This is a genomic window from Mesorhizobium sp. WSM2561 (assembly GCF_000513915.1).
Taxonomy (GTDB): domain Bacteria; phylum Pseudomonadota; class Alphaproteobacteria; order Rhizobiales; family Rhizobiaceae; genus Mesorhizobium; species Mesorhizobium muleiense.
Genome location: NZ_AZUX01000023.1, coordinates 18,813 through 42,966, shown reverse-complemented (window position 1 = coordinate 42,966; position 24,154 = coordinate 18,813). Strand labels below are relative to the sequence as shown.

Genomic DNA, 24,154 nt, shown 5'->3' with positions numbered 1-24,154 from the left:
AACTGATATCGGGACATCGAGTCGACCGCTGCCGATCAGACAGGAGATTTGGTTTTGAGCGCATTCGAGCCGCAGATCGTATCATCGGATCTCGACGACATCATCGCAGCGGTCCGCCGCTTGCAGCAGGGCGGCGGCAAGCTTCCTTCCGAGCGTGACCTTGCCGAACATCTCAACGTGAAACGCCATCAGCTTCGCAAGGCGCTCGAGATGCTGCGCCAATCAGGTGATTTGAAACCGGCGCGCGCGAGGCGTGCGCCGACTGCCCTGCCCCGATATGGCGAAGAACTTGTCAGGGTAACCAACCCCATCGAGGTTCTGGAGTTGCGCCTGCTCATGGAACCGGGCCTCGCCCGGCTGGCATCGCTGCGCGCCTCCTCGTTCGAGACGGCCCGGATCATCGATGCGGCAACCACGCCGGAGAATGCCTCGTCGGGCGCGGTCGATTTCGCTTTTCATTCCGCCATCGTCGCTGCCGCCCGCAACCATCTTGCCGCCGAATTCTACAAGATGCTGCGCCAGGTCGGGGTCGATGCGCGGGTCAAGGTCGCACGGACCGCAGCACCCACCTGCCCTAAGCGGATCGCCGAGCGCGACGGCGAACATCGTCTGATCGCCGAAGCGATCTCGAAACGCGACCCCGAAGCAGCCGAAGCGGCCATGCGCGCGCATTTGCTATCCGTGCAAAGACGAATCACGGAGCGGTCGAATGCCGGCGCTTTTGCGGCATGAGCGTCTCGTATTCTAGCCAGACAGCCTGCTCGCGGGAACTTTCAAATTGATGCGTCATTTCGACGTGCTGGTCGTCGGCGCCGGATCTGCCGGCTCGGTGGTGGCTAGCCGGTTAAGCGAGGACAGCGCGTGCCAGGTCGGCCTGATCGAAGCCGGGGTCATGCCGTCCGATCCCGATATCGCCGACCCGTTGAAATGGACGATGCTGCAGGGCCGCGCCTATGACTGGGCTTATCGGACGGTGCCGCAACCCTTTACCGCAAACCGCGTCCACGAATGGCCGCGCGGGAAGATCGTCGGCGGTTCTAGCTGCCTGCATGCCATGGCCTATGTGCGTGGCCATCCCGATGATTTCCGGCCCTGGGCAGTAGCAGGCGGCCAGCGCTGGTCCTTTTCGGGCTTGTTGCCGGGCTTCGTCCGCAGCGAAGCTTTCACCGCCTTCGACGCGCCGTCGCGCGGCCGCAGCGGACCGTTGGACGTCTATCTGCCGGATGCGGAGGTCAGCCCCGTCGTCCGCGCCTATATAGCCGCTGGACAGGCCATGGGGATCCCCGTCCTGACCGACCACAACAGCGGCGAACTCGCTGGCACGAGCCCTAATTCGCTGAACATCCGCGCCGGCAAGCGCCTGAGCGTCGCCGACGCCTATCTGCCGCCGGAGGTCATGGTGCGACCGAACCTCGCTCTGCTCACCGCTCACGAAGTCGAGCACCTCGTGCTGGAAGGCCAGCGGGCCACGGGTGTGGCTGTCGTGTGCGATGGGGAGAGCATGACGATCTCCGCCGACAGGATCATTCTTTGTGCCGGCGCGGTGTCGTCGCCGCTCATCCTCATGCGATCGGGCATCGGCGATCCGGATACACTGAAGCGGGCGGGGATTCGCTGTCGTGCCGACCGGCGCGATGTCGGCCGCAATCTGCAGGACCATCTGCTGGCCCTTGGGAACGTCTACAGCACGAAAAAGCCGCTGCCCCCGTCGCGCCTGCAGCACTCGGAATCGCTGATGTATCTGCACGGCAGCGACCCGACCCGTTCGACGGGAAGCCCCGATATCGTACTCGCCTGCGTCGTTGCTCCATCGGCCGCAGTGGGCTTGAATGCGCCGCCCTACGGCTCGGCTTTCACGATACTCTGCGGCGTCACCCAGCCGACCAGTCGTGGGTGCATCGCACCGAGCGGGCCGGGCCGGAACGATGCACCGATCATCGATCCGCATTATCTCGAAACCGAACATGACCGGGCCGTTTTCCGGATAGCGCTGAAGACGGCGCGCGCGATTGGCCATCATCGAGCGCTCGACGAGTGGCGCGATGTGGAAATCCTGCCGGGATCACAGGTGCAGTCGGACGACGGGCTTGACGCTTTCATCGCCAGCGCTGCCTCCACACATCATCATCCTGCCGGCACGTGCAGGATGGGCGGGGATGCCGACGCAGTCGTCGACCCGGATTTGCGGCTGAACGGCTTCGACAACGTCTTCATCGTCGACGCGTCGGTGATGCCGACGATCCCGAGCGGACCCATCAATGCCGCGGTAGTCGCCATAGCGGAAACCTGGGCGTCAGCTCCGCCTAAAGCGCGTCGCGTTTGACCGCCTCATGCGACGCGCTTTAGGTTGTTGTTTATGCATGTCGTTATCGCAAAACCGCTGCACACTTTTGCGCGACATGCAGTGCAGTAGCGCATGATCCCAAAAATCGGATTGGTATCGGATCGGCCGGGCATGGCCCGAATCGGATCGATCCCAAACAGCCTATTCCGCCCACAGTTCCCGGCGCAGTTCGCGCCAGCTTGCTTCGTCCGGTGCGACAAGAAGGCCACCGCCGACATGCGAAGGCAGATAGGCGCTGCCGTCGAAATGCGCCGCGTAACCACCTGCCTCGGCATGGATCAGCACACCGGCCAGATGATCCCACGGCATCAGCTTGTTGTAGACGACGAAGTGGGCGTGGCCGCTCGCCAGCAGGCGGTATTCGTGTGCCGCGCAGCGATAACCGAATTGCGACAAGGATTTCGTCTGGTTGCGCGCCAGCCGTGACCGTTCCGGCTCGGGCATATATTGCCAGGACACCGCGCCGGTCATTTGCGAGATCGGCGCAGGCTCGGCGACATGCACCTTTTCCAAAGTGCCATGCGCATGCCGTATGTGGCTGCCAGCACCCCTGGCGCCGATCAGCCAGTCCTTGCCGATGGGATCGTGAATGATGCCGACGATGGTCTCGCCCTTCACCACGACGCCGAGCATGACGCCGAACAGCGGCACGCCGGAGGCGAAATTGAAAGTGCCGTCGACTGGATCGATGACGAAGGCGAGATCGGCTTCGCCGAGGCCCTGGAGCAGCGCCGGGTCGTCGGAGCAGGCTTCCTCGCCGACGATCATCGCCTGCGGGTAGCGCTCACGCAGCCTGACGGTGATGAGCCGCTCGGCACTCACATCGGCCTCCGTCACCAGATCGGCTGCCGAGGTCTTCTGGCGGACGTCGCCCTCATCCAGCCGGCGAAAGCGCGGCATGATCTCGGCAATGGCAGCGTCGGACAGAAGCTTGGCGAGCCAGTCGATTGCGGTATCGTCAAATGTCATCGGGAAGGTCTTGCCTTGCGGTCAGGGTCTCGTTGAGGGCGGCGAAATCGAACAGCTTTCTGTCGAGCAGATGCGAGGGCCGCACATTGGTCATGGCGTGGATCATCGTGTCCTTGCGGCCGGGCATGCGCTTTTCCAGGTCGTCGAGCATCGCCTTCATCGCATTGCGCTGCAAGCCGTCCTGGCTGCCGCACAGATCGCACGGGATGATCGGGAACTTCATGGCGCCGGCGAATTTTTCGAGATCGGCCTCGGCGCAATAGGCAAGCGGCCGCAGCACCATGACGTCGCCGTCGTCGTTGAGCAGTTTTGGCGGCATGGCGGCGAGGCGCCCGCCATGCAACAGGTTCATGAAAAAGGTTTCGAGAATGTCTTCGCGGTGGTGGCCAAGCACCAAAGCCGAGCAGTTCTCCTCGCGCGCGATGCGGTAGAGATGGCCGCGCCTGAGCCGCGAGCACAGCGAACAATAGGTGCTGCCCTGGGGAAGCTTGTCGGTCACCACCGAATAGGTGTCCTGATATTCGATGCGGTGCGGAATGGCGTATGTGTTGAGATAATCGGGCAGAATGTGCTTTGGAAAGTTCGGCTGGCCCTGGTCGAGATTGCAAGCCAGCAGGTCGACCGGCAGCAGCCCGCGCCATTTGAGGTCGAGCAGCAACGCAAGCAGGCCGTAGGAATCCTTGCCGCCGGACAAGGCGACCAGCCAGCGATCGCCGGGCCTGACCATCGAAAAATCGTCGATCGCCTGACGGGCGAGACGCAGCAGCCGCTTGCGCAGCTTGTTGAATTCGACGGAGGACGGCACATCGGCAAACAGCGGATGAAAGCCGCCTGCGGCGTCAGTGATCGGTTCGATTGTTTCTGGCAGCATGTTCATGGCGCGGCGGCCCCAAAAATCCTTGTTGCTGCCCGGAGTAGCGCATCGGCCCGAAAATCGAAATCGATTTTCGGAACCCCAAAGAAAAGGCCGCCTCGAGGGCGGCCTTCGATGATGTCGCAGATGAAAAAAACGATCAGCGCGAATAGAATTCGACGACCAGGTTCGGTTCCATCTGCACGGCGAAGGGAACATCCGACAGCCCGGGGATGCGCCCGAAGGACGCCGTCATCTTGTTATGATCGACCTCGATGTAATCAGGCACGTCGCGCTCAGCCAGGCCTACCGATTCCAGGACGATCACCAACTGCTTCGACTTTTCGCGCACTTCGATGACATCGCCCGGCTTGCAGCGGTACGAGCCGATGTTGACGCGCTTGCCGTTGACATTGATGTGGCCGTGATTGACGAACTGGCGAGCGGCAAAAATGGTCGGTACGAACTTGGCGCGGTAGACGACCGCGTCGAGACGCGACTCGAGCAGGCCGATCAGGTTCTCCGAGGTGTCGCCCTTGCGGCGGTTCGCCTCTTCATAGACCTTGCGGAATTGCTTTTCCGACACGTCGCCGTAGTGACCCTTCAGCTTCTGCTTGGCACGCAGCTGCAGGCCGAAATCGGAAAGCTTGCCCTTGCGGCGCTGGCCGTGCTGGCCAGGACCGTATTCGCGCTTGTTGACCGGGGACTTCGGGCGGCCCCAGATGTTTTCGCCGAGACGGCGGTCGATCTTGTATTTCGCGGATTCGCGCTTGCTCATCGCATTCCCTTTCAAAAAGACACACCCGGCACCTCATGGTCCGGGTGAAGGAAACGCGCCCTCCTCTGGCCCCCGTTTTCGAGACCTGACAGGGTTCTCCCACGCAACGCGGCGGAAAACCCACGGGACACGTCATTCTAGACAAGACTCCGGGAGGAATAGAGCGGCTTCCCAAATGTCTTGCGCACATCAAGAAACCACCGGACATTGCGGCCCGGTGTTGGTGGGCTGATTAAACGGAGATTTAACTGGTGTCAAGCTCGCGGCAGTTCGCGGCTGGCGTCGGTGATGGCAGCCGCGGTTCCCCCGCGCGCGTGCTGGACCGCGGCTATCCAACCACGGGACCGGACCTCGGCTGCGGACCAGCGGCTAGTGTTTCGATTTCTTCTCCGGCAGGCCCTTGCGCTTGGTCTCGGCGAACTCCTCGAGCTGCTTTTCGCTCATCGACTTGTACATTCCCTTCGAAGCGCCTTTTAGCTCGCTCTTCTTGGTTTCGCCACGCTTGGCGGACAATGCCGCGCCGGCGGCTTTCTGCTGGGCTTTTGAAGTGGCTGGCATGATCGTTTCTCCCGTCTTGCGATGAGGGAAAAACGCAGCGGTCGTGGTGATGTTCCCAGATATCAGGAAATCGCCAGCCCAAACCCCTGCATCAGGCGGCGGGTCGGGAAATCGACCCGCTTCGAGGTGAAGACAGCAAGGTCGGCGCCTTCCGGCAACGCCTCGCCGCGGTGGCTGGCCTCGGCATGCGCGAGCAGCGAGAGCGCCCGTCGCGCGATCGCCTCGGCGGGATCGAGCCAATCGACCGGCCAGGGTGCCGTCTTGCGCATGCGATTGGCCAGAAAGGGATAGTGGGTGCAGGCAAGCACGACGATGTCGGTCCGCAGTTCGTCACGTTCGACGAAGCACGGCGCGATCTCGGCACGCACCGCCTCTTCATCGACAAAGCCATCGCGCATATAGACCTCGGCCAGTCCCGCCAGACGGTCGCTGCCAACCAGGCGGACATGGCATTTCTGCGCCCATTTGCCGATCAGGTCGCGCGTATACTGGCGCTTGACGGTGCCGGGCGTCGCCAGCACCGAAACCAGCCCCGAGCGCGTGCGTTCCGCTGCCGGCTTGATCGCCGGCACCGTGCCGACGAAAGGATGACCGGGAAATCTTTCGCGCAACGCATCGATGACCAGCGTCGAGGCGGTATTGCAGGCGATGACTGAAATGGCCGGCGAAAAACGATCAAGCAGTTTGCCGAACAGCTCCAGCACATGTGCCCTCAGTGCCGGTTCCTCCCAAGCCCCGTAAGGGAAAGCCGCGTCGTCGGCGACATAGATGAAGCGGCGGTCGGGCATCAGCACCCGCGCTTCGCGCAGCACCGTCAGGCCGCCGATGCCGGAATCGAACATCAGGATCGGGCGGGCGCTTGAAGGATCGGTCATTGTCATCGTCTACAGGAGAAGGCGGAGAAGGCTGCGGGTCCGCGGCGGGAAGATGGTCACAAATCCTGATCCATCATTTTTGGGATGATGGACCACAGCAAATAACATTCGGTTACGGCTACAGACTGTCTCTTACACCTGGTTCTTGTCAGTCGCCTTGGCGGCGCGGGCCGCTGCCGGAAGCCGCCTTGGATCATCGCCCGGCGATCCGTCGCCGCGCGGCATGGCCGGCGAGAACCTGTCCAGCGATGATATTATGCCGCGCAGCACCTTGAGCTCCGGCTCGGCGAAGCCGGCGCGCGTCAGCACCGCGCGCAGATTGTCGACCATTTTCGGCTTCTTCGCCGCCGGGCGGAAATAGCCGCGCGCTTCGAGCGCGCCTTCCAGATAGGCGAACAGGCCGTGCAACTGTTCCTTGGTCGCCGGCATCATGTCGGGGCTGGAAAAATTGGTTTTCGTCTCATCCTCAAGGCCGGACTTCATCCACTCATAGGACATCAGCAGGGCAGCCTGGGCGATGTTGAGCGAGGAGAAGGCGGGATCGACCGGGAAGGTGACGATCTCGTCGGCGAGGCCGACCTCGTCATTGTAGAGCCCGAACCGCTCGCGGCCGAACAGGATGCCGGTGCGCTGTCCGGATCGCTGCCGCGCTCTCAGCGCCCTGCCCGCCTCGACCGGCCCGCGCACCGGTTTGAAATTATCGCGCGCGCGCGCCGTGGTGGCGAAGAGGAAGTTCAGGTCGGCGACCGCCGAGGCCAGATCGTCATATACTCCAGCGGCATCGATGACGTGATCGGCGCGGCTCGCGGCGGCGCGCGCCTTTTCGCTCGGCCAGCCGTCGCGCGGATTGACGAGGCGCAGCTCGGCAAGGCCGAAATTCGCCATGGCGCGCGCGACCATGCCGATATTCTCGCCGAGCTGCGGCTCGACCAGGATGATCGCCGGGCCGGTGGCAGGAAGGATGTCGTTGCTGGCTTGCATTGTCTCAATGAACTGCTGTTTGCGGCATTTCAGCGTCCCCTGCCATATCCGGCCGCGAAAATGAAGCTTTGGCAGGCAACGCCCGATGCCAGGGGCGAGCTCGCTAGCGCGGATCGCCGTTTGCGCGGCCAAAAATGCTTTGATATACGGGCCGCATCCCCGGCCAAAGCCATGCGGGCAAGGCCGTTCCGATCCCCAACAATGAGGCATTCTTTCCATGGCGAAGATCAAGGTGGCGAACCCGGTCGTCGAACTCGACGGCGACGAGATGACCCGCATCATCTGGCAGTTCATCAAGGACAAGCTGATCCACCCCTATCTCGACCTCAAGCTTGAATATTACGACCTCAGCGTTGAGCACCGCGACGCCACCAACGACCAGGTGACCATCGATTCGGCCAATGCCATCAAGAAACATGGCGTCGGCGTGAAATGCGCGACGATCACGCCCGACGAGCAGCGTGTCGAGGAATTCGGGCTGAAGAAGATGTGGAAGTCGCCGAACGGCACCATCCGCAACATCCTCGGCGGCACCATCTTTCGCGAGCCGATCATCATGAAGAACGTGCCGCGGCTGGTGCCCGGCTGGACCAAGCCGATCATCGTCGGCCGTCATGCCTTCGGCGACCAGTACCGCGCCACCGACTTCCGCTTCCCCGGCAAGGGCAAGCTGACGATCAAGTTCGTCGGCGAGGACGGCCAGGTGATCGAGCATGACGTGTTCGAGGCGCCGGCGGCCGGCGTCGCCATGGCCATGTACAATCTCGACGACTCGATCCGCGAATTCGCCCGCGCCTCGCTCAATTACGGCCTGCTGCGCAACTACCCGGTCTACTTCTCGACCAAGAACACCATCCTCAAGGCCTATGACGGCCGCTTCAAGGACATTTTCCAGGAAGTCTACGAGGCAGAGTTCGAAGCCGAGTTCAAAGCCAAGAAGCTCTGGTACGAGCACCGGCTGATCGACGACATGGTTGCCTCAAGCCTGAAATGGTCGGGCGGCTATATCTGGGCCTGCAAGAACTATGATGGCGACGTGCAGTCGGACACGGTGGCGCAAGGTTTTGGGTCGCTCGGCCTGATGACCTCGGTGCTGATGACGCCGGACGGCAAGACGGTGGAGGCAGAGGCCGCGCACGGCACCGTCACCCGCCATTATCGGCAGCACCAGAAGGGCGAGGAAACCTCGACCAATTCGATCGCCTCGATCTTCGCCTGGACGCGTGGCCTGGCGCACCGCGCCAAACTCGACGACAATGCCGAGCTGATGCGTTTTGCCGAGACGCTGGAAAAAGTCTGCATCCAGACCGTCGAAGCCGGCTTCATGACCAAGGATCTGTCGCTGCTGATCGGTCCCGACCAGCCATGGCTTTCGACCACCGGCTTCCTCGACAAGATCGACGAGAATCTGCAGAAGGCGATGGCCTGACCAGCGTTGTGAGCAGGCCCGTCGTCTACGGGGCGGACTACAGCGTCTATGTGCGCATCGTCCGCCTCGCACTCGAGGAAAAAGGCATCGGCTACGAGCTCGTGCCGGTCGACATCTTTGCGGCGGACGGCATTCCGGGCTGGTATCTCGACCATCAGCCGTTCCGCCGCATCCCGGCCTTCGAGCATGACGGGTTCCGCCTCCACGAGACCGGCGCGATCGCCCGCTATGTCGACGAAGCGTTCGACGGCCCGGCGTTGCAACCGATCGAAGCCCGATCTCGCGCACGTATGAACCAGATCATCGCCATGCTCGACGCCTATGCCTATCGGGCCATGGTCTGGGATGTCGCCGTCGAGCGACTGGAGAAAACAACGCCCGACGAGGCTTTGATCGCCAATGGGCTTCTGCAGGCGGCGACGGTGCTTCGCGCACTCACCTCACTGAAAGCCGCCGGGCCGTGGCTGCTGGGCGAGCAACTGACGCTGGCCGACCTGCATGCAGCACCCATCATCGGCTATTTCGTCAAGGTTGCCGACGGACAGAACCTGCTGGCCGAATTTCCAGATATTCGGGACTGGTTCGCGCGCATCGCCCTACGGGAGAGTTTTGCGAAGACCGAAAAGGCCGGGTGACAGCAGGGGGTCCCGTGACCCCTTTCCAGCGTTGGCGCTGGCCCCCCCTTGCCTGCCCGCCAGTGCGGCTCTCCCCTTCTCCCCTTGTGGGAGAAGGTGGCCGCGAAGCGGTCGGATGAGGGGTGCTCCAGCTTGGCAAAACCGCACTCCGTCCAACACCCCTCAACCGTCTTGGCGCTGCGCGCCAATCCACCTTCTCCCACAAGGGGAGAAGGGAAGAATCACAGCAACCGATCAAGCCGCCTCCAGGGCCGCCTTCACCGCAGCGATCGCGTCTTCGGCCCTCGAGGCGTCCGGGCCGCCGGCCTGGGCCATGTCAGGCCGACCGCCGCCGCCCTGCCCGCCCAATGCCGCGGACGCCACACGCACCAGATCGACAGCGCTGAAGCGGCCGGTCAGGTCGTCGGTGACGCCGACCACGACGCTCGCCTTGTTGTCCTCGCCGGCGCCAACGAAGACGACGATCCCGGAGCCGAGCGATTTCTTGCCGGCATCTGCCAATGGCTTCAAATCCTTTGGCGAGACGCCCGATACCGCCTTGCCGAGAAAACCGACACCGGCAATGGTCTCGTTTTCCGCAGGCACACCGGCTGGCGAGCGGTCGCCCAGCGCCAGTTTCTTGCGCGCTTCGATCAGTTCCTTCTCGAGCTTCTTGCGCTCGTCGAGCAGCGCTTCGACGCGCGCCGGCACGTCGGACGGCGAAATCTTCAGCGCCGCCGCGGCCGCCTTCAGCCGCTTGTCCTGCTCGTCGAGATGCTTTCTGGCCGTTTCGCCGGTCAGCGCCTCGATGCGGCGCACGCCGGCAGCGACTGCACTGTCCGACACGATGCGCACCAGACCGATGTCGCCGGTCGCCCTGACATGGGTGCCGCCGCATAGCTCGACCGAATAGGGCCGGTTGGCCTTGGCACCATGCAAACCCGTGCCCATCGATACGACGCGCACTTCATCGCCATACTTTTCGCCGAACAGCGCCATGGCGCCTTCGGCAATGGCATCGTCGACCGACATCAGCCGCGTGGTGACCGGGCTGTTCTGGACGACGATCTCGTTCGCCATCCGCTCGACCTCTTCGAGCTCGTCAGGCGAGATCGGCTTGTTGTGCGAAATGTCGAAGCGCAGACGCTCGGGCGCGACCAGTGAGCCCTTCTGCGCGACATGGGTGCCGAGCACCTCGCGCAGCGCTTCGTGGATCAGATGCGTCGCGGAATGGTTCGCGCGCAGCCTGGAGCGGCGCGCATGGTCGACCTTCAGCTCGACGCTCGCGCCCGTGTCGACCGTGCCGTCGGCCACCTTGCCGAGATGCACGAAAAGCCCGTCGGCCTTCTTCTGCGTATCGGAAATCTCGATCAAGAACCCTTCGCCTGAAATGACGCCGGTATCGCCCACCTGGCCGCCGGATTCGCCATAGAACGGCGTCTGGTTGACGACCACGGCAACCGCGTCGCCGTTGGCGGCGCTGTCGACGATCTTGCCGTCCCTGACCAGCGCCTGGATAAGGCCTTCCGCCTGCTCGGTCTCGTAGCCGAGGAACTCGGTGGCGCCATTCTTCTCGCGCACCGGGAACCACACTGTTTCGGTCGCGGCCTCGCCGGAACCAGCCCAGCTCTTGCGCGCCTCCGCCTTCTGCTGCTCCATCGCATTGGTGAAGCCGGCAAGATCGACCGAGATGTTGCGCTGACGCAGCGCGTCCTGCGTCAGATCGAGCGGAAAGCCATAGGTATCGTAGAGCTTGAAGGCGGTCTCGCCATCCAGCATGTCGCCGGCACCCAGCTTTTCCGTCGCCTCCGAAAGCAGGCCCAAGCCGCGCACCAGCGTCTTGCGGAAACGGGTTTCTTCGAGCTTCAGCGTCTCGGTGATCATCTGTTCGCCGCGCGCCAGTTCCGGATAGGCCTGGCCCATCTCACGCACTAGCGCCGGCACCAGCCGCCACATCAGCGGATCACCGGCGCCCAAAAGCTGCGCATGGCGCATGGCGCGGCGCATGATGCGACGCAGCACGTAGCCGCGGCCTTCATTGGACGGCAGCACGCCGTCGGCCACCAGAAAGCAGCACGAACGCAAATGGTCGGCGATGACGCGGAACGATGCGACGGTGTCGGCATCCGGACCGCGGCCGAGCGCGGATGACGCCACCTCGATCAGGTGACGGAACAGGTCGGTCTCGAAGACGCTCTCGACCCCTTGCAGAATCGAGGCCATGCGCTCCAGGCCCATGCCAGTGTCGATCGACGGGCGCGGCAGGTCGATCCGCTCGTCCTTCGTCACCTGTTCGTACTGCATGAACACCAGGTTCCAAAATTCGAGGAAACGGTCGCCATCTTCCTCGGGGCTGCCGGGAGGGCCGCCCCAGATGTGCTCGCCACGGTCGATGAATATCTCCGAGCACGGACCGCAAGGTCCGGTGTCGCCCATTGCCCAGAAATTGTCCGAGGTCGGAATGCGGATGATGCGATCGTCGGAAAAGCCGGCGATCTTCTTCCAGTAGCCGGCAGCCTCGTCGTCGGTGTGATAGACCGTGACCAGCAGCTTGTCCTTCTTCAGCCCGAACTCCCTGGTGATCAGGTTCCAGGCAAGCTCGATGGCGCGCTCCTTGAAATAGTCGCCGAACGAGAAATTGCCGAGCATCTCGAAGAAGGTCAGGTGGCGCGCGGTGTAGCCGACATTGTCGAGGTCGTTGTGCTTGCCGCCGGCGCGAACACTCTTCTGAGCCGTCGTGGCACGCGAATAGGGTCGCTTTTCCAGGCCGGTGAAAACGTTCTTGAACTGCACCATGCCGGCATTGGTGAACATCAGTGTCGGGTCGTTGCGCGGCACCAGCGGGCTCGACGCGACGACCTCGTGACCCTCCTTGCGGAAATAGTCGAGGAATGTCGACCGGATCTCGTTCACGCCACTCATGAATGACACTGCCTTTTAGCTTTAGAGAGAGCCGTCGGCGCGGCCGACGGCAAATGGACATGGCCTTTTAGCCGCCGCGTTGCACCCTGTCCAGAAACACGGAACTGGGCCAATTTGCGGGGCTTGCCGGTCATCTCGGCGCCACCGCTGAAACGCAAACCGCCGGCGCTAGGCCGGCGGTTCGAACGCAACAATACAGAACTCGATTACACAGGCTGGAGGTGATGCGCGGGAATCATGGCCAAACTCCGGCCATTGCCGAAGCCTACATGGCGCCAGCTTCGTCCTCGAAACCATCGTCTCCGCCTTCGGAACCACCATTCTCGAGGAACTTTTCCGCAATCAGCCCGGCATTCTGCCGCAGTGCCAATTCGATTTCGCGCGCCGTGTCGGGATTGTCGCGCAGGAACAGTTTTGCATTCTCGCGGCCCTGGCCGAGACGCTGCGAATTGTAGGAGAACCAGGCGCCCGACTTTTCGACCACGCCGGCCTTGACGCCGAGGTCGACCAGCTCGCCGGTCTTGGACACGCCCTCGCCATACATGATATCGAACTCGACCACCTTGAAGGGCGGCGCCAGCTTGTTCTTGACCACCTTGACGCGGGTCTGGTTGCCGACGACCTCGTCGCGGTCCTTGACCGAGCCGATGCGGCGAATGTCGAGGCGCACCGAAGCGTAGAATTTCAGCGCGTTGCCGCCGGTCGTGGTCTCGGGCGAACCGAACATGACGCCGATCTTCATGCGGATCTGGTTGATGAAGATGACCATGGTGTTGGAGCGCGAGATCGAGGCGGTCAGCTTGCGCAGCGCCTGACTCATCAGGCGGGCCTGCAGGCCGGGCAGCGAATCGCCCATCTCGCCTTCGATTTCGGCGCGCGGCGTCAGCGCCGCGACCGAATCGACCACCAGCACGTCAATGGCTCCGGAACGCACCAGCGTGTCGCAGATCTCCAGCGCCTGCTCGCCGGTATCGGGCTGCGAAATCAGCAGGTTTTCGAGATCGACGCCGAGCTTGCGGGCATAGACCGGATCGAGCGCGTGCTCAGCATCGACGAAGGCGCAGATGCCGCCCTTCTTCTGGGCTTCGGCCACAGTGTGCAGCGCCAGCGTCGTCTTGCCCGAGCTTTCCGGCCCGTAGATCTCAACGATGCGGCCGCGTGGGAGGCCGCCGACGCCAAGCGCGATGTCGAGGCCAAGCGACCCGGTCGGCACGGTTTCGATCTCGACGACCTGCTCGTTTGCGCCGAGCCGCATGATCGAGCCCTTGCCGAAGGCACGCTCGATTTGCGACAGCGCCGCATCCAGAGCCTTTGATTTGTCCACTGCTTTGTCCTCTACAAGCCGCAAAGAATTCTGAGCCATGATACATCACCCCTTGGTCGTCAATGAAGGCCGGACAATCCGTAATCCTTATTAATTTGTACCTTTTTTGTTCTCATCTGGCAAGGGGATACAAGCCATTGAAAAACAAAAAGGTATCCGGATTTGTTCTTTTTTTGTTTCGCGCTTTCACGCCAAGATGTATCCCGCGTCTCCCGCAGGATCGCGCCGGCATCTCCGAATCGCGCCTCCGGTTGCCGGGTTCCGCCGGACAACCTAGTCTCCACCCGGCAACAGCAAAGGTCTCCTCGCCGGCATGATGAAGTCGCCGACAATCCTGGCAGTAGGCGCCGCGTATATAGATCGGCGCGGCCAGGTGTCGGGCGCCTTTGTGCCGGCAGCGTCGAATCCCGGCACGATGCGCGAGGCTGTCGGCGGCGCCGTCTTCAATGCGCTGTGCTGCGCCGTGCGCCGCGGCGTCTCCGGTTCGCTGCTTTCGGTGCGCGGCGGTGATGTTCTGGCCGATACGGTCTCGCGCGCCATCGCTGCGGCCGGCATTGCCGATCTGTCCGTGGTGTTCCTCGATCGCACGACGCCGAGCAACACGACGATAATCGACGGCGACGGCGCGTTGATCGTCGGCCTTGCCGACATGGCGCTCTACGACCTGGCGCTTACCAAGCAGATCCGCCGTGCCAAGGTGCGCGAGGCAATCAGCACCGCCGATGCGGTTCTGTGCGACGCCAACCTGCCGCCGATGGCGCTGGAGCGGCTGGTGGCGCTTGCCGCCGGCAAGCCGGTGTTTGCACTTGCCGTTTCGCCCAGCAAGGCGGCGCGGCTCGCGCCGGTGCTTGAGTTTTTGGCGATGGCCTTCATGAACCGGCACGACGCCGGCGCGCTTACCGGCGCCGACGTCGATGCCGACGAGCGTGGCATTGTCGACGGCCTAAGACGCGCCGGCCTGAAAAGCGGCGTGGTCACCGCTGGCGACGGTCCGGTGCTGGGTTTCGACGCGGCCGGCGCCTTCTCGATCCTGCCGCCGAAAAAAGTCGCGGACGGCGCCGCCGATGCGGTGGCGGGCGCAACGGTCGCCGCCCTGCTGCGCGGCCTGACGCTGCGCGCGGCGCTGCGCGAAGGCGTCGCCGCCGCGATGCTCGCCGTCGAGAACGCCACCTTCACGAGCGCTATCTTTGCCGAGGCGCTGGCATTCGTGCCCGAGGCGCGCGACGTGGCATGAAATCCTGGATGTTGGCGCCGCCCCTCAACAACCTGAAGCGATTATCTTAAGCTGAGTGGCTAGCGGACACACCTACTTGCCGGCCCGCAGCCCAGCCTCATAGGCCCGGCGCGCCCAGACCGCCATCTCGTCCGGATCATCGAAAGCACTGTCGGGAATGCTCCAATACGGCATGGACACCAGCTTGCCGTGCCGTGAGCCGGTGTAGGTCCACTGCGTGCAGCCGGCTTCTGCGAAATCGGTCATGCTTTCGGCGTCGGCCTTCAGCATCAATTCGCCGCGAAGGACGATCGCCACGATAAGGCCATCAAAATAGATGCCCTTGCCGCCGAACATCTTGCGAATGCTGACCGGGCCGAGGCCTTCGAACAGTTCGGCGATGCGTTCATTGTCCATGCCGCGATCATGTCATCCGGATTTCCCCTTGTCATCGCCGCAACCGGCACCATCCTGACAAGTTGAAAGCCAATTTCGTCGGAGTTTTTCATGCCACTTCTGCTCAAAGGGTCCTGCCGGTGCAATGCCGTCCGCTTCGAGGTGGAAAGCCACACGCCGGTGCCGTTCATGCTGTGCTACTGCTCGATCTGCCGCAAGCAGCAGGGCGGCGGTGGCTTTGCCATCAATCTCGGCGCCGATTACGAGACGCTGAAAATCAAGGGCAAGCGCAATCTTGGCGTCTACCAGGCCGAGATCGAGGACGACGAGCATCCGCAATGCGAGATCTCGTCAGGCGAGCGGAATTTCTGCAGGAAATGCGGATCGGCACTGTGGCTCTATGACCGGACCTGGCCGGAACTGGTCCACCCCTTCGCCTCGGCGATCGACACAGACCTGCCGAAACCGCCTGAAAAGGTGCACCTCATGCTGAAATACAAGGCGAACTGGGTCGAACCCGTGATCGGCAAGGGCGACAAGGTCTTCGACGTCTATCCCGAGGAATCGATCGCAGACTGGCACAAACGGACGGGAATGTGGGCGGATTAGCATTTCTTCGCCCCGTTTACGGGGAGAGAAGCTAAGCTATGGGGCGGCGCAAGCATCACAGAGGAGAGGCCGGCTCTGCCCCTCATCCGGCCCTTCGGGCCACCTTCTCCCCGTAAACGGGGCGAAGGGAAGATCAGGCCGACGCGCGCGCCTCGGCCAAGGCCTTCAAATCGGCCGGCTTGAGCTCCACCGATTCGCCGCAGCCGCAGGCCGAGCTCTGGTTCGGGTTGCGGAAGGTGAAGCCGGTGCGCAGCGTCGTCTGCTCGAAATCCATCTCGGTGCCGAACAGGAAAAGCGCCGCCTCAGGCGCGACATAGACATGGGCGCCGTCGCGCTCGATATGATCGTCCTTGGTGTTGGGCTCGGTCACCAGGTCGACCGTATATTCCATGCCGGCGCAGCCGCCCTTCTTGATGCCAAGGCGAATGCCATGCGCATTCTCACGGGTCGCGACGATCTCGCGCACCCGGTCGGCAGCCTTTTCGGTCATCGTGATGACGGCGAAGCGTCCCATTCTTTTTCTCCGCGTTCACGCAGGTTCAAGGCCTGCGGAATGAGTCTTCACCTAAAATGGTGAAGTTTTCTGCCTGGCGCAAGTGCGCCTCAATACCAGCCCACCGCGACCTGCGCCTCTTCCGACATGCGGTCGGGCGACCAGGGCGGATCGAAGGTCATGTTGACCTCGACGCCGGAAACGCCTTCGACGGCGCCGACGGCATTCTCCACCCAGCCGGGCATTTCGCCGGCCACCGGGCAGCCCGGCGCGGTCAGGGTCATGTCGATCTTGACCGAGCGGTCGTCCTCGATGTCGATCTTGTAGATCAGGCCGAGCTCATAGATGTCGGCCGGGATTTCCGGGTCGTAAACCGTCTTCAGCGCCGAAACGATGTCGTCGGTCAGCCGTGCCAGTTCGTCGGCGGGAATTGCCGAGGCGGAAACCACCTCATTGGTTACCGTTTCCGACGTGGTCTCAGCGGTGTGGCCTGCATCATCCATGATCGTCATCCGAAGAACTTTCGCGCTTTTTCGAGCGCATCGGCCAAAGCGTCGACTTCGGCCCTGGTGTTATACATGCCGAACGATGCCCTGCATGTGGAGGTTACGCCAAAACGTTTCAACAGCGGCTGGGCGCAATGGGTGCCGGCACGGACGGCGACGCCTTGCCTGTCGATCACCATCGACACGTCGTGGGCATGAATGCCTTGCAGCTCGAAGGAGATGATGGCGCCCTTGTCAGGCGCATCGCCGAAGATGCGCAGCGAATTGATGGCGCGCAGCCGCTGATGGGCATAATCCCTGAGATCGGCCTCGTGGGCGGCGATGCGCTCGCGGCCGATCTTTTCCATATATTCGAGCGCCGCACCCAGCCCGATCGCCTGGACGATCGGCGGCGTGCCTGCCTCGAAACGGTGCGGCGGATCGTTGTAGGTGACGATGTCTTGCGTCACCTCCTCGATCATCTCGCCGCCGCCCATGAACGGGCGCATGCGCTCCAGCATGTCCTTCTTGCCGTAGAGCACGCCGATGCCAGAGGGCCCATAGACCTTGTGGCCGGTGAAGACGAAGAAATCGCAGTCGATATCCTGGACGTCGATCGGCATGTGCACGGCGCTCTGGCTGCCATCGACCAGCACCGGAATGCCGCGCGCATGCGCGATGCGGACGATCTCCTTGATCGGCGTCACCGTGCCCAGCGCATTCGACATGTGCGTGATGGCGACCAGTTTGGTGCGATCGCTCAGCCGCTTCTCGAACTCCTCGATATGGAAGACGCCGAGATCGTCGACCGGCACCCAGACCAGCTTCGCGCCCTGGCGCTCGCGGATGAAATGCCACGGCACGATGTTGGAATGGTGTTCCATGATCGACAGGACTATTTCATCGCCCTCGCCGATATTGGGCATGCCATAACCATAGGCAACGGTGTTGATCGCCGCGGTCGTGTTCGAGGTGAAGACGATGTTGTCGGTGCTTGGCGCGTTGAGAAATCTTTGCACTATCTTGCGCGCGTTCTCAAAGGCGTCGGTCGAGGCATTCGACAGGAAATGCAGCCCGCGATGGACGTTGGCATATTCCTGGGCGTAGGCGTGCTGGATGGCGTCGAGCACGGCCTGCGGCTTCTGCGCCGAGGCGCCGTTGTCGAGATAGACCAGCGGTTTGCCGTAGACTTCCCGCGACAGGATCGGAAAGTCGCGGCGGATCGCCTCGACGTCGTAGGGGATGTTTTCGACTTTCTGGTCCATCATAAGCTCTCTCGAGGCATCGCCTCATTCCGTCCAGCACCCCTCATCCGTCTTGGCGCTACGAGAAGGTGTCGCCGAAGGCGACGGATGAGGGGTGCTGGCCGAAGCCCAACCCTCACCCACTGTCACCCGTGCGCCGCGAACCAGCCGTCGAGCCTCGTTTCCAGCGCCTCGACGATCGCCTCGTCGTCCAGTTCCTCGATCACCTCGGCAACGAAGGCCTTGACCAGCAGGCCACGGGCGGCCTTCTCGTCGATGCCACGCGCCATCAGGTAGAACAGGTGGCTGTGGTCGATCTCGGTGACGGTCGCGCCGTGGCCGCAGACGACGTCGTCGGCGAAAATTTCGAGCTCAGGCTTGGTCGAGAATTCGCCGTCATCCGACAGGAGCAGCGTGTTGCAGGCCATCTTGGCGTTGGTCTTCTGCGCGTATTGGTGGACGTTGATGCGCCCCTGGAAGACGCCGCGCGCTCTTCCCGTCACCACGTTGCGGATCACTTCCGTCGAAGCCGTATGCGGCACCGCATGGTCGAGCACCATGGTCACGTCGGTATGAGTGTCACCGGCCAGCAGGTTGATGCCGCGCAGCGTGAAATCGGCACCTTCGCCGGTCGTTCTGACCACGATCTCCTGGCGCACCAGCTTGCCGCCGGCGTTCATCACGAACAGCGTCAGCTTCGCATCCTTGCCGAGATGCGCCTTGAACTGGGCAAGATGCGTCGCCGTATCCGGCTGCTCCTGCACGATCAGCCAGGTCACCTCGGCGCCCTCGTCAAGCAGAAGCTGGCTGACCGAACTGACGAGTGCGGCGCCCTCGCCCGCCTGGCGCTCGACGATCACGGCCTTGGCGCCGGCGCCGACGCGGACGCTGAGGCGGACATGCGTCTGGCCGCCGGCCTGCAGGTTCTGCAGTTCGATCGGCTTGTCCAACTCGGTGCCGTCGGCAATGTCGACAAAATAGCCGTCGGCAACGAAAGCGGTGTTCAGCGCGCCGATGGCATCGTCGACGCCATAGAGGTCGAGGCCCGGTGCGATGCTGCCGTCGGTCAGCTTCTCCGACAGGCGCTGCACGGCGATGCCCTCGATTTCAGGCATTTTCGCACTCGACACGCCGTTGAGCACCGGCAGGACAGCGGATCCTTCGACGACAGGCGCAATGGCTTTTGGGGCGGCTGCGGGATCGAAATCCGGAACCGAAGTCAACAGGCGGCGCAGGTCGGTGTAGTGCCAGGATTCGATGCGCCGCGTCGGCAGGCCGCTCTTGATCGCCTCGATGGCGTCGTCGCGCTTCAGCATCACCGTGCCGTCGCCGGGCAGCAACGACAGCCGGTCGCTGAAGGCGTCGATCAGCGCCGTTTCGGCCGGCGTTCGCTGGGGTGTCGTATGTATATTCATCGGTCTCGCCTTGTTTGGCTTGCCTTCTTGGCCTTCTGGCATCTCACGCAGCTTGGCCGATCACGCCGGCATAGCCGTTGGCCTCGAGGTCGAGCGCCAGCGACTTGTCGCCCGACTTGACCACCTGGCCTCTGTAGAGCACGTGCACACTATCCGGCACGATGTACTGAAGCAGGCGCTGGTAGTGGGTGATGATGACGATGGCGCGGTCCGGCGCGCGCAACGCATTGACGCCTTCCGAGACGATCTTCAGCGCATCGATGTCGAGGCCGGAATCGGTCTCGTCGAGCACGCAGAGTTTTGGCTCCAGAAGCTTCATCTGCAGGATCTCGGCGCGCTTCTTCTCGCCGCCGGAAAAGCCGACATTGAGCGGCCGTTTCAGCATCGCCATATCCATGTCGAGCAAGGCGGCGGCGTCCTTCACGCGCTTCAGGAATTCGGGGATCTTCAGCGGCTCCTCGCCGCGGGCCTTGCGCTGCTCGTTCATCGCCACCTTCAGGAATTCCATCGTCGCCACACCGGGTATCTCCATCGGATACTGGAAGGCGAGAAAAATGCCTGATGTGGCGCGCTCGGCAGGATCCATTTCGAGGATCGACTGGCCGTTGTAGAGGATGTCGCCTTCGGTGACTTCGTAGTCCTCGCGCCCGGCGAGGATGTAGGACAGCGTCGATTTTCCCGAGCCGTTCGGCCCCATGATGGCGGCGACCTCGCCGGCTTTCACCGTCAGGTTCAGGCCGCGGATGATCTCGGTGCCGTCGTCGACGATGCGAGCATGCAAATTTCTGATTTCAAGCATTTCTTCTTTTCCTGAAAATATTTGTCCGGTCAGCCGACCGAGCCCTCGAGGCTAATCCCAATCAGCTTCTGCGCCTCGACCGCGAATTCCATCGGCAGTTGCTGGATGACGTCCTTGACGAAGCCGTTGACGATCAGCGCGATCGCCTCTTCTTCGGGAATGCCGCGCTGCATGACGTAGAATTTCTGGTCCTCGGAAATCTTCGACGTCGTCGCCTCATGCTCGAACTGTGCCGTCGCGTTCTTGGCTTCCATGTAGGGCACGGTGTGCGCGCCGCACTGGTCGCCGATCAGCAGCGAGTCGCAGTTGGTGAAGTTGCGGGCATTGGTTGCCTTGCGGTGCGCCGAGACCTGGCCGCGATAGGTGTTCTGCGAGAAGCCGGCGGCGATGCCCTTGGAGATGATGCGGCTCGACGTGTTCTTGCCGAGATGGATCATCTTGGTGCCGCTGTCGACCTGCTGGTAGCCGTTCGACACGGCGATCGAATAGAACTCGCCGCTGGAATCGTCGCCGCGCAGGATGCAGCTCGGATATTTCCAGGTGATCGCCGAACCGGTCTCGACCTGCGTCCACGATATCTTCGAGCGGTGGCCGCGGCAGTCGCCGCGCTTGGTGACGAAATTGTAGATGCCGCCCTTGCCTTCGGCGTCGCCGGGGTACCAGTTCTGCACCGTCGAGTATTTGATCTCGGCATCGTCGAGCGCGATCAGCTCGACAACCGCAGCGTGAAGCTGGTTCTCGTCGCGCTGCGGCGCCGTGCAGCCTTCGAGATAGGAGACGTAGGCCCCTTCCTCGGCGATGATCAGCGTGCGCTCGAACTGGCCGGTGTTCTTCTCGTTCATGCGGAAATAGGTCGACAGTTCCATCGGGCAGCGCACGCCCTTGGGCACGAAGACGAAGGAGCCGTCGGTAAACACCGCCGAATTCAGCGTGGCGTAGAAATTGTCGGAGGTCGGCACGACCGAGCCGAGATATTTTTTTACAAGTTCCGGGTGCTCGCGGATGGCTTCCGAGATCGAGCAGAAGATGACGCCGGCCTGCGCCAGCTCCTTCTTGAAGGTGGTGACAACGGAAACCGAATCGAACACCGCGTCGACGGCGACGCGGCCCGACTTGTAGACATTGTCGCTGGCTTCCTCGAGTTCCGACGCGTCGGTCTTCTGCACACCGGCGAGGATCTCCTGTTCCCTCAGCGGGATGCCGAGCTTTTCATAGACCCTCAACAGTTCGGGATCGACGTCGCTCAGCGATGTCGGTCCCGGCGTGCTCTTGGGCGCCGCGTAATAGTAGAGGTCCTGGAAATCGATCTTCGGATAATGGACGCGCGCCCATTTCGGCTCGTCCAGCGTCACCCAGCGCCGATAGGCTTCCAGACGCCATTCCAGCATCCAGGACGGCTCGTCCTTCTTCGCCGAAATGAAGCGGATAATGTCTTCGCTCAGGCCCTTTGGGGCCTTGTCCATCGCGATTTCGGTCTGGAATCCGTATTTGTATTGGTCGACGTCGATCTTTCGGACCCGATCGATCGTGTCCTGCACAGCAGGCATCAGCGTTCTCCATCCACGCCGGGGTCAAGGCCCGGCAGTTTTCAAACTATGGCACCGCGAAACGAGTGCCCTTGGGCAACCGAGGCGGCGTAAGTTCCATATAGTGCGTCCCTGCCGGGAATTCACCCGGCCACCATGAAACGCACGGCTCTACCAGGCCAAAAAGCCTGCGTTTGTTTGCCGCGCTCAGGCGGCTTCTTCCCTGCCTGCGCGGCGTGAGGCAATGCCTGCCAGCGCAGCGCGGAACAGTTCGATGTCCTCGGCGCTCGTTGCGTGGCCGATGGACACGCGCAAAGCGCCAAGGCTGTCATTGTATCCCATGGCTTTCAGCACATGGCTCGGGCCGACCTTGCCCGACGAACAGGCGGAACCGGCCGACAGCGCCACGCCCGCCAGATCGAAGGCGATCTGCGCCGTCTCGGCCTTGATGCCGGCAATAGCGAAGAACGTCGTGTTGGCAAGCCTCGGCGCGCCGGTTCCGAAGATTTCCGCATCCGGCACCAGTGTTTTCACGATGGCCTCGATCTCGTCGCGGCGGCTGCCGACCGCTTCGATGGTCTTCATCCCGATCAGGGCTTCGCGCGCCGCTGCGCCAAAGCCGGCGATCGCGGCCAGGTTTTCGGTCCCGCCACGATGACCCTTTTCCTGGCCGCCGCCGGCGATCAAGGGCCTGGGCATCATCAGGTCCGCGGCGGCGATAATGGCGCCAACGCCCTTGGGACCGCCGATCTTGTGCGAAGACAGAATCAAGTAATCGGCATAACCCGCTGACATATCGAGCGGAATGCGACCGGCTGCCTGCACGGCGTCGACGACCAGGATGCCGCCTGCCGCCTTGACGATTTCGGCGATGCGCCCGACCGGTTGGATAACGCCGGTCTCGTTGTTGGCGGCATGGATCGCCACCAGCGGCAGGCCGTCTGCCTTGTCATGACGGCCAAGTGCCGCCGCCAGCGCGTCCAGCCTGACCAGGCCGTCGGCGTCGACGCCGATGCGTATTACCTGGGCTGCCGGAAAGCGCCCGCCGTTCAGCACACAGGGATGATCGGCTTCGCAGACATAGAGCCGGCTCATGCGGACAGTGCCGCGCCCCATCTGCCAATCCGGCGTCAGCAGCGTCGAGGCGGCTTCCGTCGCACCGGAGGTGAACACGACATGCTCGGCGCCGGCGTTGACCAGCGCCGCCACGTCGCGCCTTGCATTCTCGATCAGCCGCCGTGCGGCGCGGCCCTCGGCATGGACCGACGATGGGTTGGCGGCGGTGTCGAGCGCGGCAATCATTGCCGTGCGCGCCGCGGCAAGCAGCGGCGCGCTGGCATTGTAGTCGAGATAGGCGCGTCTTCCGGCCATTTTCGTTTCGATGGGTCCCTTCAAGAGCCATTCCGCGAGGATAGCGCGTTATTTCCTTGAAATTGCAAGGCAAGCCGTCCTATTTACGCGACTTGCGGCGCGGATGGCCGAACCACGACGTTTTGGCCACCCAGTTTTGAACAATTCTAAACTAGCTTCTAGAAAGACGCTCGCCCTGCGTCAAGGCCTGCGGAAGACTGGGGCCAGAGGAAGAGTTGTTCTGGGCGCCGCGCATTCTTATGCCATGTGGAGTATTTTATGCCTGAGGTCATTTTCACCGGTCCGGCCGGCCGCCTGGAGGGTCGCTACCAGCCTTCCAAGGAAAAGAGCGCGCCGATCGCCATCATCCTGCACCCGCACCCACAGTTCGGCGGCACGATGAACAACAAGATCGTCTACGACCTCTTCTACATGTTCCAGAAGCGGGATTTCACCACGCTGCGCTTCAATTTCCGCGGCATCGGCCGCAGCCAGGGCGAATTCGACCACGGCACCGGCGAACTGTCGGATGCGGCCGCGGCACTTGACTGGGTGCAGTCGCTGCATCCGGATTCCAAGAGCTGCTGGGTCGCCGGCTATTCGTTCGGCTCGTGGATCGGCATGCAGCTTCTGATGCGCCGGCCGGAGATCGAAGGCTTCATCTCGATCGCGCCGCAGCCCAACACCTATGATTTCTCGTTCCTGGCGCCCTGCCCGTCGTCCGGCCTCATCATCCATGGCGACGCCGACAAGGTCGCGCCGCCAAAGGACGTGCAGGGGCTGGTCGACAAGCTGCACACGCAAAAGGGCATCACCATCACCCAGAAGACCTTGCCCGGCGCCAACCATTTCTTCTCCAACGATGCGGACCTCCTGCTCCAGGAATGCGCGGACTATCTCGATCGCCGTCTGGCAGGCGAGTTGTCCGACCCGCGGCCGAAACGGTTGAGATAGGCCGAACAGCGAAGATATCTCCG

23 protein-coding genes are annotated in these 24,154 nt (G+C 62.7%); 7 read left to right on the top strand and 16 right to left on the bottom strand.

Annotated elements, in window-relative coordinates:
* The first annotated feature begins 54 nt into the window (after positions 1-54).
* A complete protein-coding gene (locus tag M727_RS0120070) occupies positions 55-732 on the top strand; it encodes an FCD domain-containing protein (protein ID WP_027154164.1) in 678 nt (225 codons plus the stop codon).
* Positions 733-781: 49 nt separating this feature from the next.
* Positions 782-2,323, top strand: coding sequence for a GMC family oxidoreductase N-terminal domain-containing protein (locus M727_RS0120065; protein ID WP_036262798.1), 1,542 nt, complete (start codon positions 782-784; stop codon positions 2,321-2,323).
* Positions 2,324-2,485: 162 nt separating this feature from the next.
* On the opposite strand, the gene M727_RS0120060 is transcribed toward M727_RS0120065, so the two are convergent.
* The 6 genes from M727_RS0120060 to M727_RS36885 all read right to left on the bottom strand — a co-directional run bounded on the left by M727_RS0120060 (position 2,486) and on the right by M727_RS36885 (position 7,358).
* Complete coding sequence (locus tag M727_RS0120060; RefSeq protein WP_027154162.1) at positions 2,486-3,313, bottom strand: inositol monophosphatase family protein; 828 nt, start codon at positions 3,311-3,313, stop codon at positions 2,486-2,488.
* Positions 3,303-4,190 (bottom strand): tRNA 2-thiocytidine(32) synthetase TtcA, encoded by an 888-nt coding sequence (gene ttcA / locus M727_RS0120055; protein WP_027154161.1) that lies wholly within the window; start codon positions 4,188-4,190, stop codon positions 3,303-3,305. The genes M727_RS0120060 and ttcA overlap by 11 nt, the downstream gene beginning before the upstream one ends.
* Positions 4,191-4,326: 136 nt before the next feature.
* Positions 4,327-4,944: a 30S ribosomal protein S4 gene (gene rpsD, locus M727_RS0120050; protein ID WP_023798277.1), complete on the bottom strand. Its 618-nt coding sequence runs from the start codon at positions 4,942-4,944 to the stop codon at positions 4,327-4,329.
* Positions 4,945-5,313: 369 nt separating this feature from the next.
* Positions 5,314-5,502 (bottom strand): DUF3008 family protein, encoded by a 189-nt coding sequence (locus M727_RS0120045; RefSeq protein ID WP_023717374.1) that lies wholly within the window; start codon positions 5,500-5,502, stop codon positions 5,314-5,316.
* Positions 5,503-5,564: 62 nt separating this feature from the next.
* A complete protein-coding gene (gene murI / locus M727_RS0120040; protein WP_027154160.1) occupies positions 5,565-6,377 on the bottom strand; it encodes a glutamate racemase in 813 nt (270 codons plus the stop codon).
* A gap of 132 nt (positions 6,378-6,509) precedes the next feature.
* A complete protein-coding gene (locus tag M727_RS36885; protein ID WP_036262807.1) occupies positions 6,510-7,358 on the bottom strand; it encodes an RNA methyltransferase in 849 nt (282 codons plus the stop codon).
* Between the two features lie 217 nt (positions 7,359-7,575).
* On the opposite strand from M727_RS36885, the gene M727_RS0120030 reads away from it, so the two are divergent.
* Together M727_RS0120030 and M727_RS0120025 are read left to right on the top strand one after the other, a co-directional pair.
* Entirely contained in the window at positions 7,576-8,787 is a 1,212-nt protein-coding gene (locus M727_RS0120030; protein WP_027154159.1) for an NADP-dependent isocitrate dehydrogenase, read from the top strand.
* 8 nt (positions 8,788-8,795) lie between these two features.
* A complete protein-coding gene (locus M727_RS0120025) occupies positions 8,796-9,422 on the top strand; it encodes a glutathione S-transferase family protein (protein WP_027154158.1) in 627 nt (208 codons plus the stop codon).
* A gap of 234 nt (positions 9,423-9,656) precedes the next feature.
* On the opposite strand, the gene alaS is transcribed toward M727_RS0120025, so the two are convergent.
* Both alaS and recA read right to left on the bottom strand, forming a co-directional pair.
* Positions 9,657-12,323 (bottom strand): alanine--tRNA ligase, encoded by a 2,667-nt coding sequence (alaS, locus tag M727_RS0120020; protein WP_027154157.1) that lies wholly within the window; start codon positions 12,321-12,323, stop codon positions 9,657-9,659.
* A gap of 265 nt (positions 12,324-12,588) precedes the next feature.
* Positions 12,589-13,686: a recombinase RecA gene (recA, locus tag M727_RS0120015; RefSeq protein ID WP_008875470.1), complete on the bottom strand. Its 1,098-nt coding sequence runs from the start codon at positions 13,684-13,686 to the stop codon at positions 12,589-12,591.
* Between the two features lie 274 nt (positions 13,687-13,960).
* Between recA and M727_RS0120010 the strand changes: the two genes are divergently transcribed.
* On the top strand, positions 13,961-14,881 hold the full coding sequence (locus M727_RS0120010; RefSeq protein WP_027154156.1) for a PfkB family carbohydrate kinase: 921 nt from the start codon (positions 13,961-13,963) through the stop codon (positions 14,879-14,881).
* 72 nt (positions 14,882-14,953) lie between these two features.
* On the opposite strand, the gene M727_RS0120005 is transcribed toward M727_RS0120010, so the two are convergent.
* Positions 14,954-15,277 carry a TfoX/Sxy family protein gene (locus M727_RS0120005; protein ID WP_027154155.1) on the bottom strand — a complete coding sequence of 108 codons (324 nt, stop codon included), beginning with the start codon at positions 15,275-15,277 and terminating at the stop codon, positions 14,954-14,956.
* Between the two features lie 90 nt (positions 15,278-15,367).
* Here M727_RS0120005 and M727_RS0120000 point away from each other — a divergent pair, with 90 nt between their 5' ends.
* Positions 15,368-15,865: a GFA family protein gene (locus tag M727_RS0120000; RefSeq protein ID WP_027154154.1), complete on the top strand. Its 498-nt coding sequence runs from the start codon at positions 15,368-15,370 to the stop codon at positions 15,863-15,865.
* A 133-nt stretch (positions 15,866-15,998) separates the two neighbouring features.
* Here M727_RS0120000 and sufA read toward each other — a convergent pair whose 3' ends face one another.
* From sufA to M727_RS0119965, 7 genes are all read right to left on the bottom strand, one after another.
* Positions 15,999-16,379, bottom strand: a complete 381-nt coding sequence (gene sufA / locus M727_RS0119995; protein ID WP_006206001.1) for a Fe-S cluster assembly scaffold SufA — start codon at positions 16,377-16,379, stop codon at positions 15,999-16,001.
* 89 nt (positions 16,380-16,468) lie between these two features.
* Entirely contained in the window at positions 16,469-16,861 is a 393-nt protein-coding gene (locus tag M727_RS0119990; protein WP_027154153.1) for an SUF system Fe-S cluster assembly protein, read from the bottom strand.
* Between the two features lie 5 nt (positions 16,862-16,866).
* A complete protein-coding gene (locus M727_RS0119985) occupies positions 16,867-18,108 on the bottom strand; it encodes a cysteine desulfurase (RefSeq protein ID WP_027154152.1) in 1,242 nt (413 codons plus the stop codon).
* Between the two features lie 125 nt (positions 18,109-18,233).
* The gene (gene sufD, locus M727_RS0119980; protein ID WP_084646807.1) at positions 18,234-19,502 is read right to left on the bottom strand and encodes a Fe-S cluster assembly protein SufD; all 1,269 of its coding nucleotides are present in this window, start codon (positions 19,500-19,502) and stop codon (positions 18,234-18,236) included.
* Between the two features lie 43 nt (positions 19,503-19,545).
* A complete protein-coding gene (gene sufC / locus M727_RS0119975) occupies positions 19,546-20,301 on the bottom strand; it encodes a Fe-S cluster assembly ATPase SufC (RefSeq protein ID WP_023798289.1) in 756 nt (251 codons plus the stop codon).
* Positions 20,302-20,330: 29 nt separating this feature from the next.
* Complete coding sequence (gene sufB, locus M727_RS0119970; RefSeq protein WP_027154150.1) at positions 20,331-21,848, bottom strand: Fe-S cluster assembly protein SufB; 1,518 nt, start codon at positions 21,846-21,848, stop codon at positions 20,331-20,333.
* Positions 21,849-22,034: 186 nt separating this feature from the next.
* Positions 22,035-23,198 (bottom strand): cysteine desulfurase family protein, encoded by a 1,164-nt coding sequence (locus M727_RS0119965; RefSeq protein WP_027154149.1) that lies wholly within the window; start codon positions 23,196-23,198, stop codon positions 22,035-22,037.
* Between the two features lie 258 nt (positions 23,199-23,456).
* On the opposite strand from M727_RS0119965, the gene M727_RS0119960 reads away from it, so the two are divergent.
* Entirely contained in the window at positions 23,457-24,131 is a 675-nt protein-coding gene (locus M727_RS0119960) for an alpha/beta hydrolase (RefSeq protein ID WP_027154148.1), read from the top strand.
* Positions 24,132-24,154 lie beyond the last annotated feature (23 nt).

Coding starts and splice junctions, on each gene's coding strand:
- sufD (WP_084646807.1), bottom strand. CDS start 19,502: ATGAATATACATACGACACCCCAGCGAACGCCGGCCGAAACGGCGCTG.
- M727_RS0119965 (WP_027154149.1), bottom strand. CDS start 23,198: ATGGCCGGAAGACGCGCCTATCTCGACTACAATGCCAGCGCGCCGCTG.
- M727_RS0120005 (WP_027154155.1), bottom strand. CDS start 15,277: ATGGACAATGAACGCATCGCCGAACTGTTCGAAGGCCTCGGCCCGGTC.
- rpsD (WP_023798277.1), bottom strand. CDS start 4,944: ATGAGCAAGCGCGAATCCGCGAAATACAAGATCGACCGCCGTCTCGGC.
- M727_RS0119990 (WP_027154153.1), bottom strand. CDS start 16,861: ATGGATGATGCAGGCCACACCGCTGAGACCACGTCGGAAACGGTAACC.
- sufB (WP_027154150.1), bottom strand. CDS start 21,848: ATGCCTGCTGTGCAGGACACGATCGATCGGGTCCGAAAGATCGACGTC.
- recA (WP_008875470.1), bottom strand. CDS start 13,686: ATGGCTCAGAATTCTTTGCGGCTTGTAGAGGACAAAGCAGTGGACAAA.
- M727_RS0120045 (WP_023717374.1), bottom strand. CDS start 5,502: ATGCCAGCCACTTCAAAAGCCCAGCAGAAAGCCGCCGGCGCGGCATTG.
- murI (WP_027154160.1), bottom strand. CDS start 6,377: ATGACCGATCCTTCAAGCGCCCGCCCGATCCTGATGTTCGATTCCGGC.
- M727_RS0120065 (WP_036262798.1), top strand. CDS start 782: ATGCGTCATTTCGACGTGCTGGTCGTCGGCGCCGGATCTGCCGGCTCG.
- M727_RS0119960 (WP_027154148.1), top strand. CDS start 23,457: ATGCCTGAGGTCATTTTCACCGGTCCGGCCGGCCGCCTGGAGGGTCGC.
- M727_RS0120000 (WP_027154154.1), top strand. CDS start 15,368: ATGCCACTTCTGCTCAAAGGGTCCTGCCGGTGCAATGCCGTCCGCTTC.
- ttcA (WP_027154161.1), bottom strand. CDS start 4,190: ATGAACATGCTGCCAGAAACAATCGAACCGATCACTGACGCCGCAGGC.
- M727_RS36885 (WP_036262807.1), bottom strand. CDS start 7,358: ATGCAAGCCAGCAACGACATCCTTCCTGCCACCGGCCCGGCGATCATC.
- M727_RS0120010 (WP_027154156.1), top strand. CDS start 13,961: ATGATGAAGTCGCCGACAATCCTGGCAGTAGGCGCCGCGTATATAGAT.
- alaS (WP_027154157.1), bottom strand. CDS start 12,323: ATGAGTGGCGTGAACGAGATCCGGTCGACATTCCTCGACTATTTCCGC.
- M727_RS0119985 (WP_027154152.1), bottom strand. CDS start 18,108: ATGGACCAGAAAGTCGAAAACATCCCCTACGACGTCGAGGCGATCCGC.
- M727_RS0120060 (WP_027154162.1), bottom strand. CDS start 3,313: ATGACATTTGACGATACCGCAATCGACTGGCTCGCCAAGCTTCTGTCC.
- M727_RS0120030 (WP_027154159.1), top strand. CDS start 7,576: ATGGCGAAGATCAAGGTGGCGAACCCGGTCGTCGAACTCGACGGCGAC.
- sufA (WP_006206001.1), bottom strand. CDS start 16,379: ATGGGACGCTTCGCCGTCATCACGATGACCGAAAAGGCTGCCGACCGG.
- sufC (WP_023798289.1), bottom strand. CDS start 20,301: ATGCTTGAAATCAGAAATTTGCATGCTCGCATCGTCGACGACGGCACC.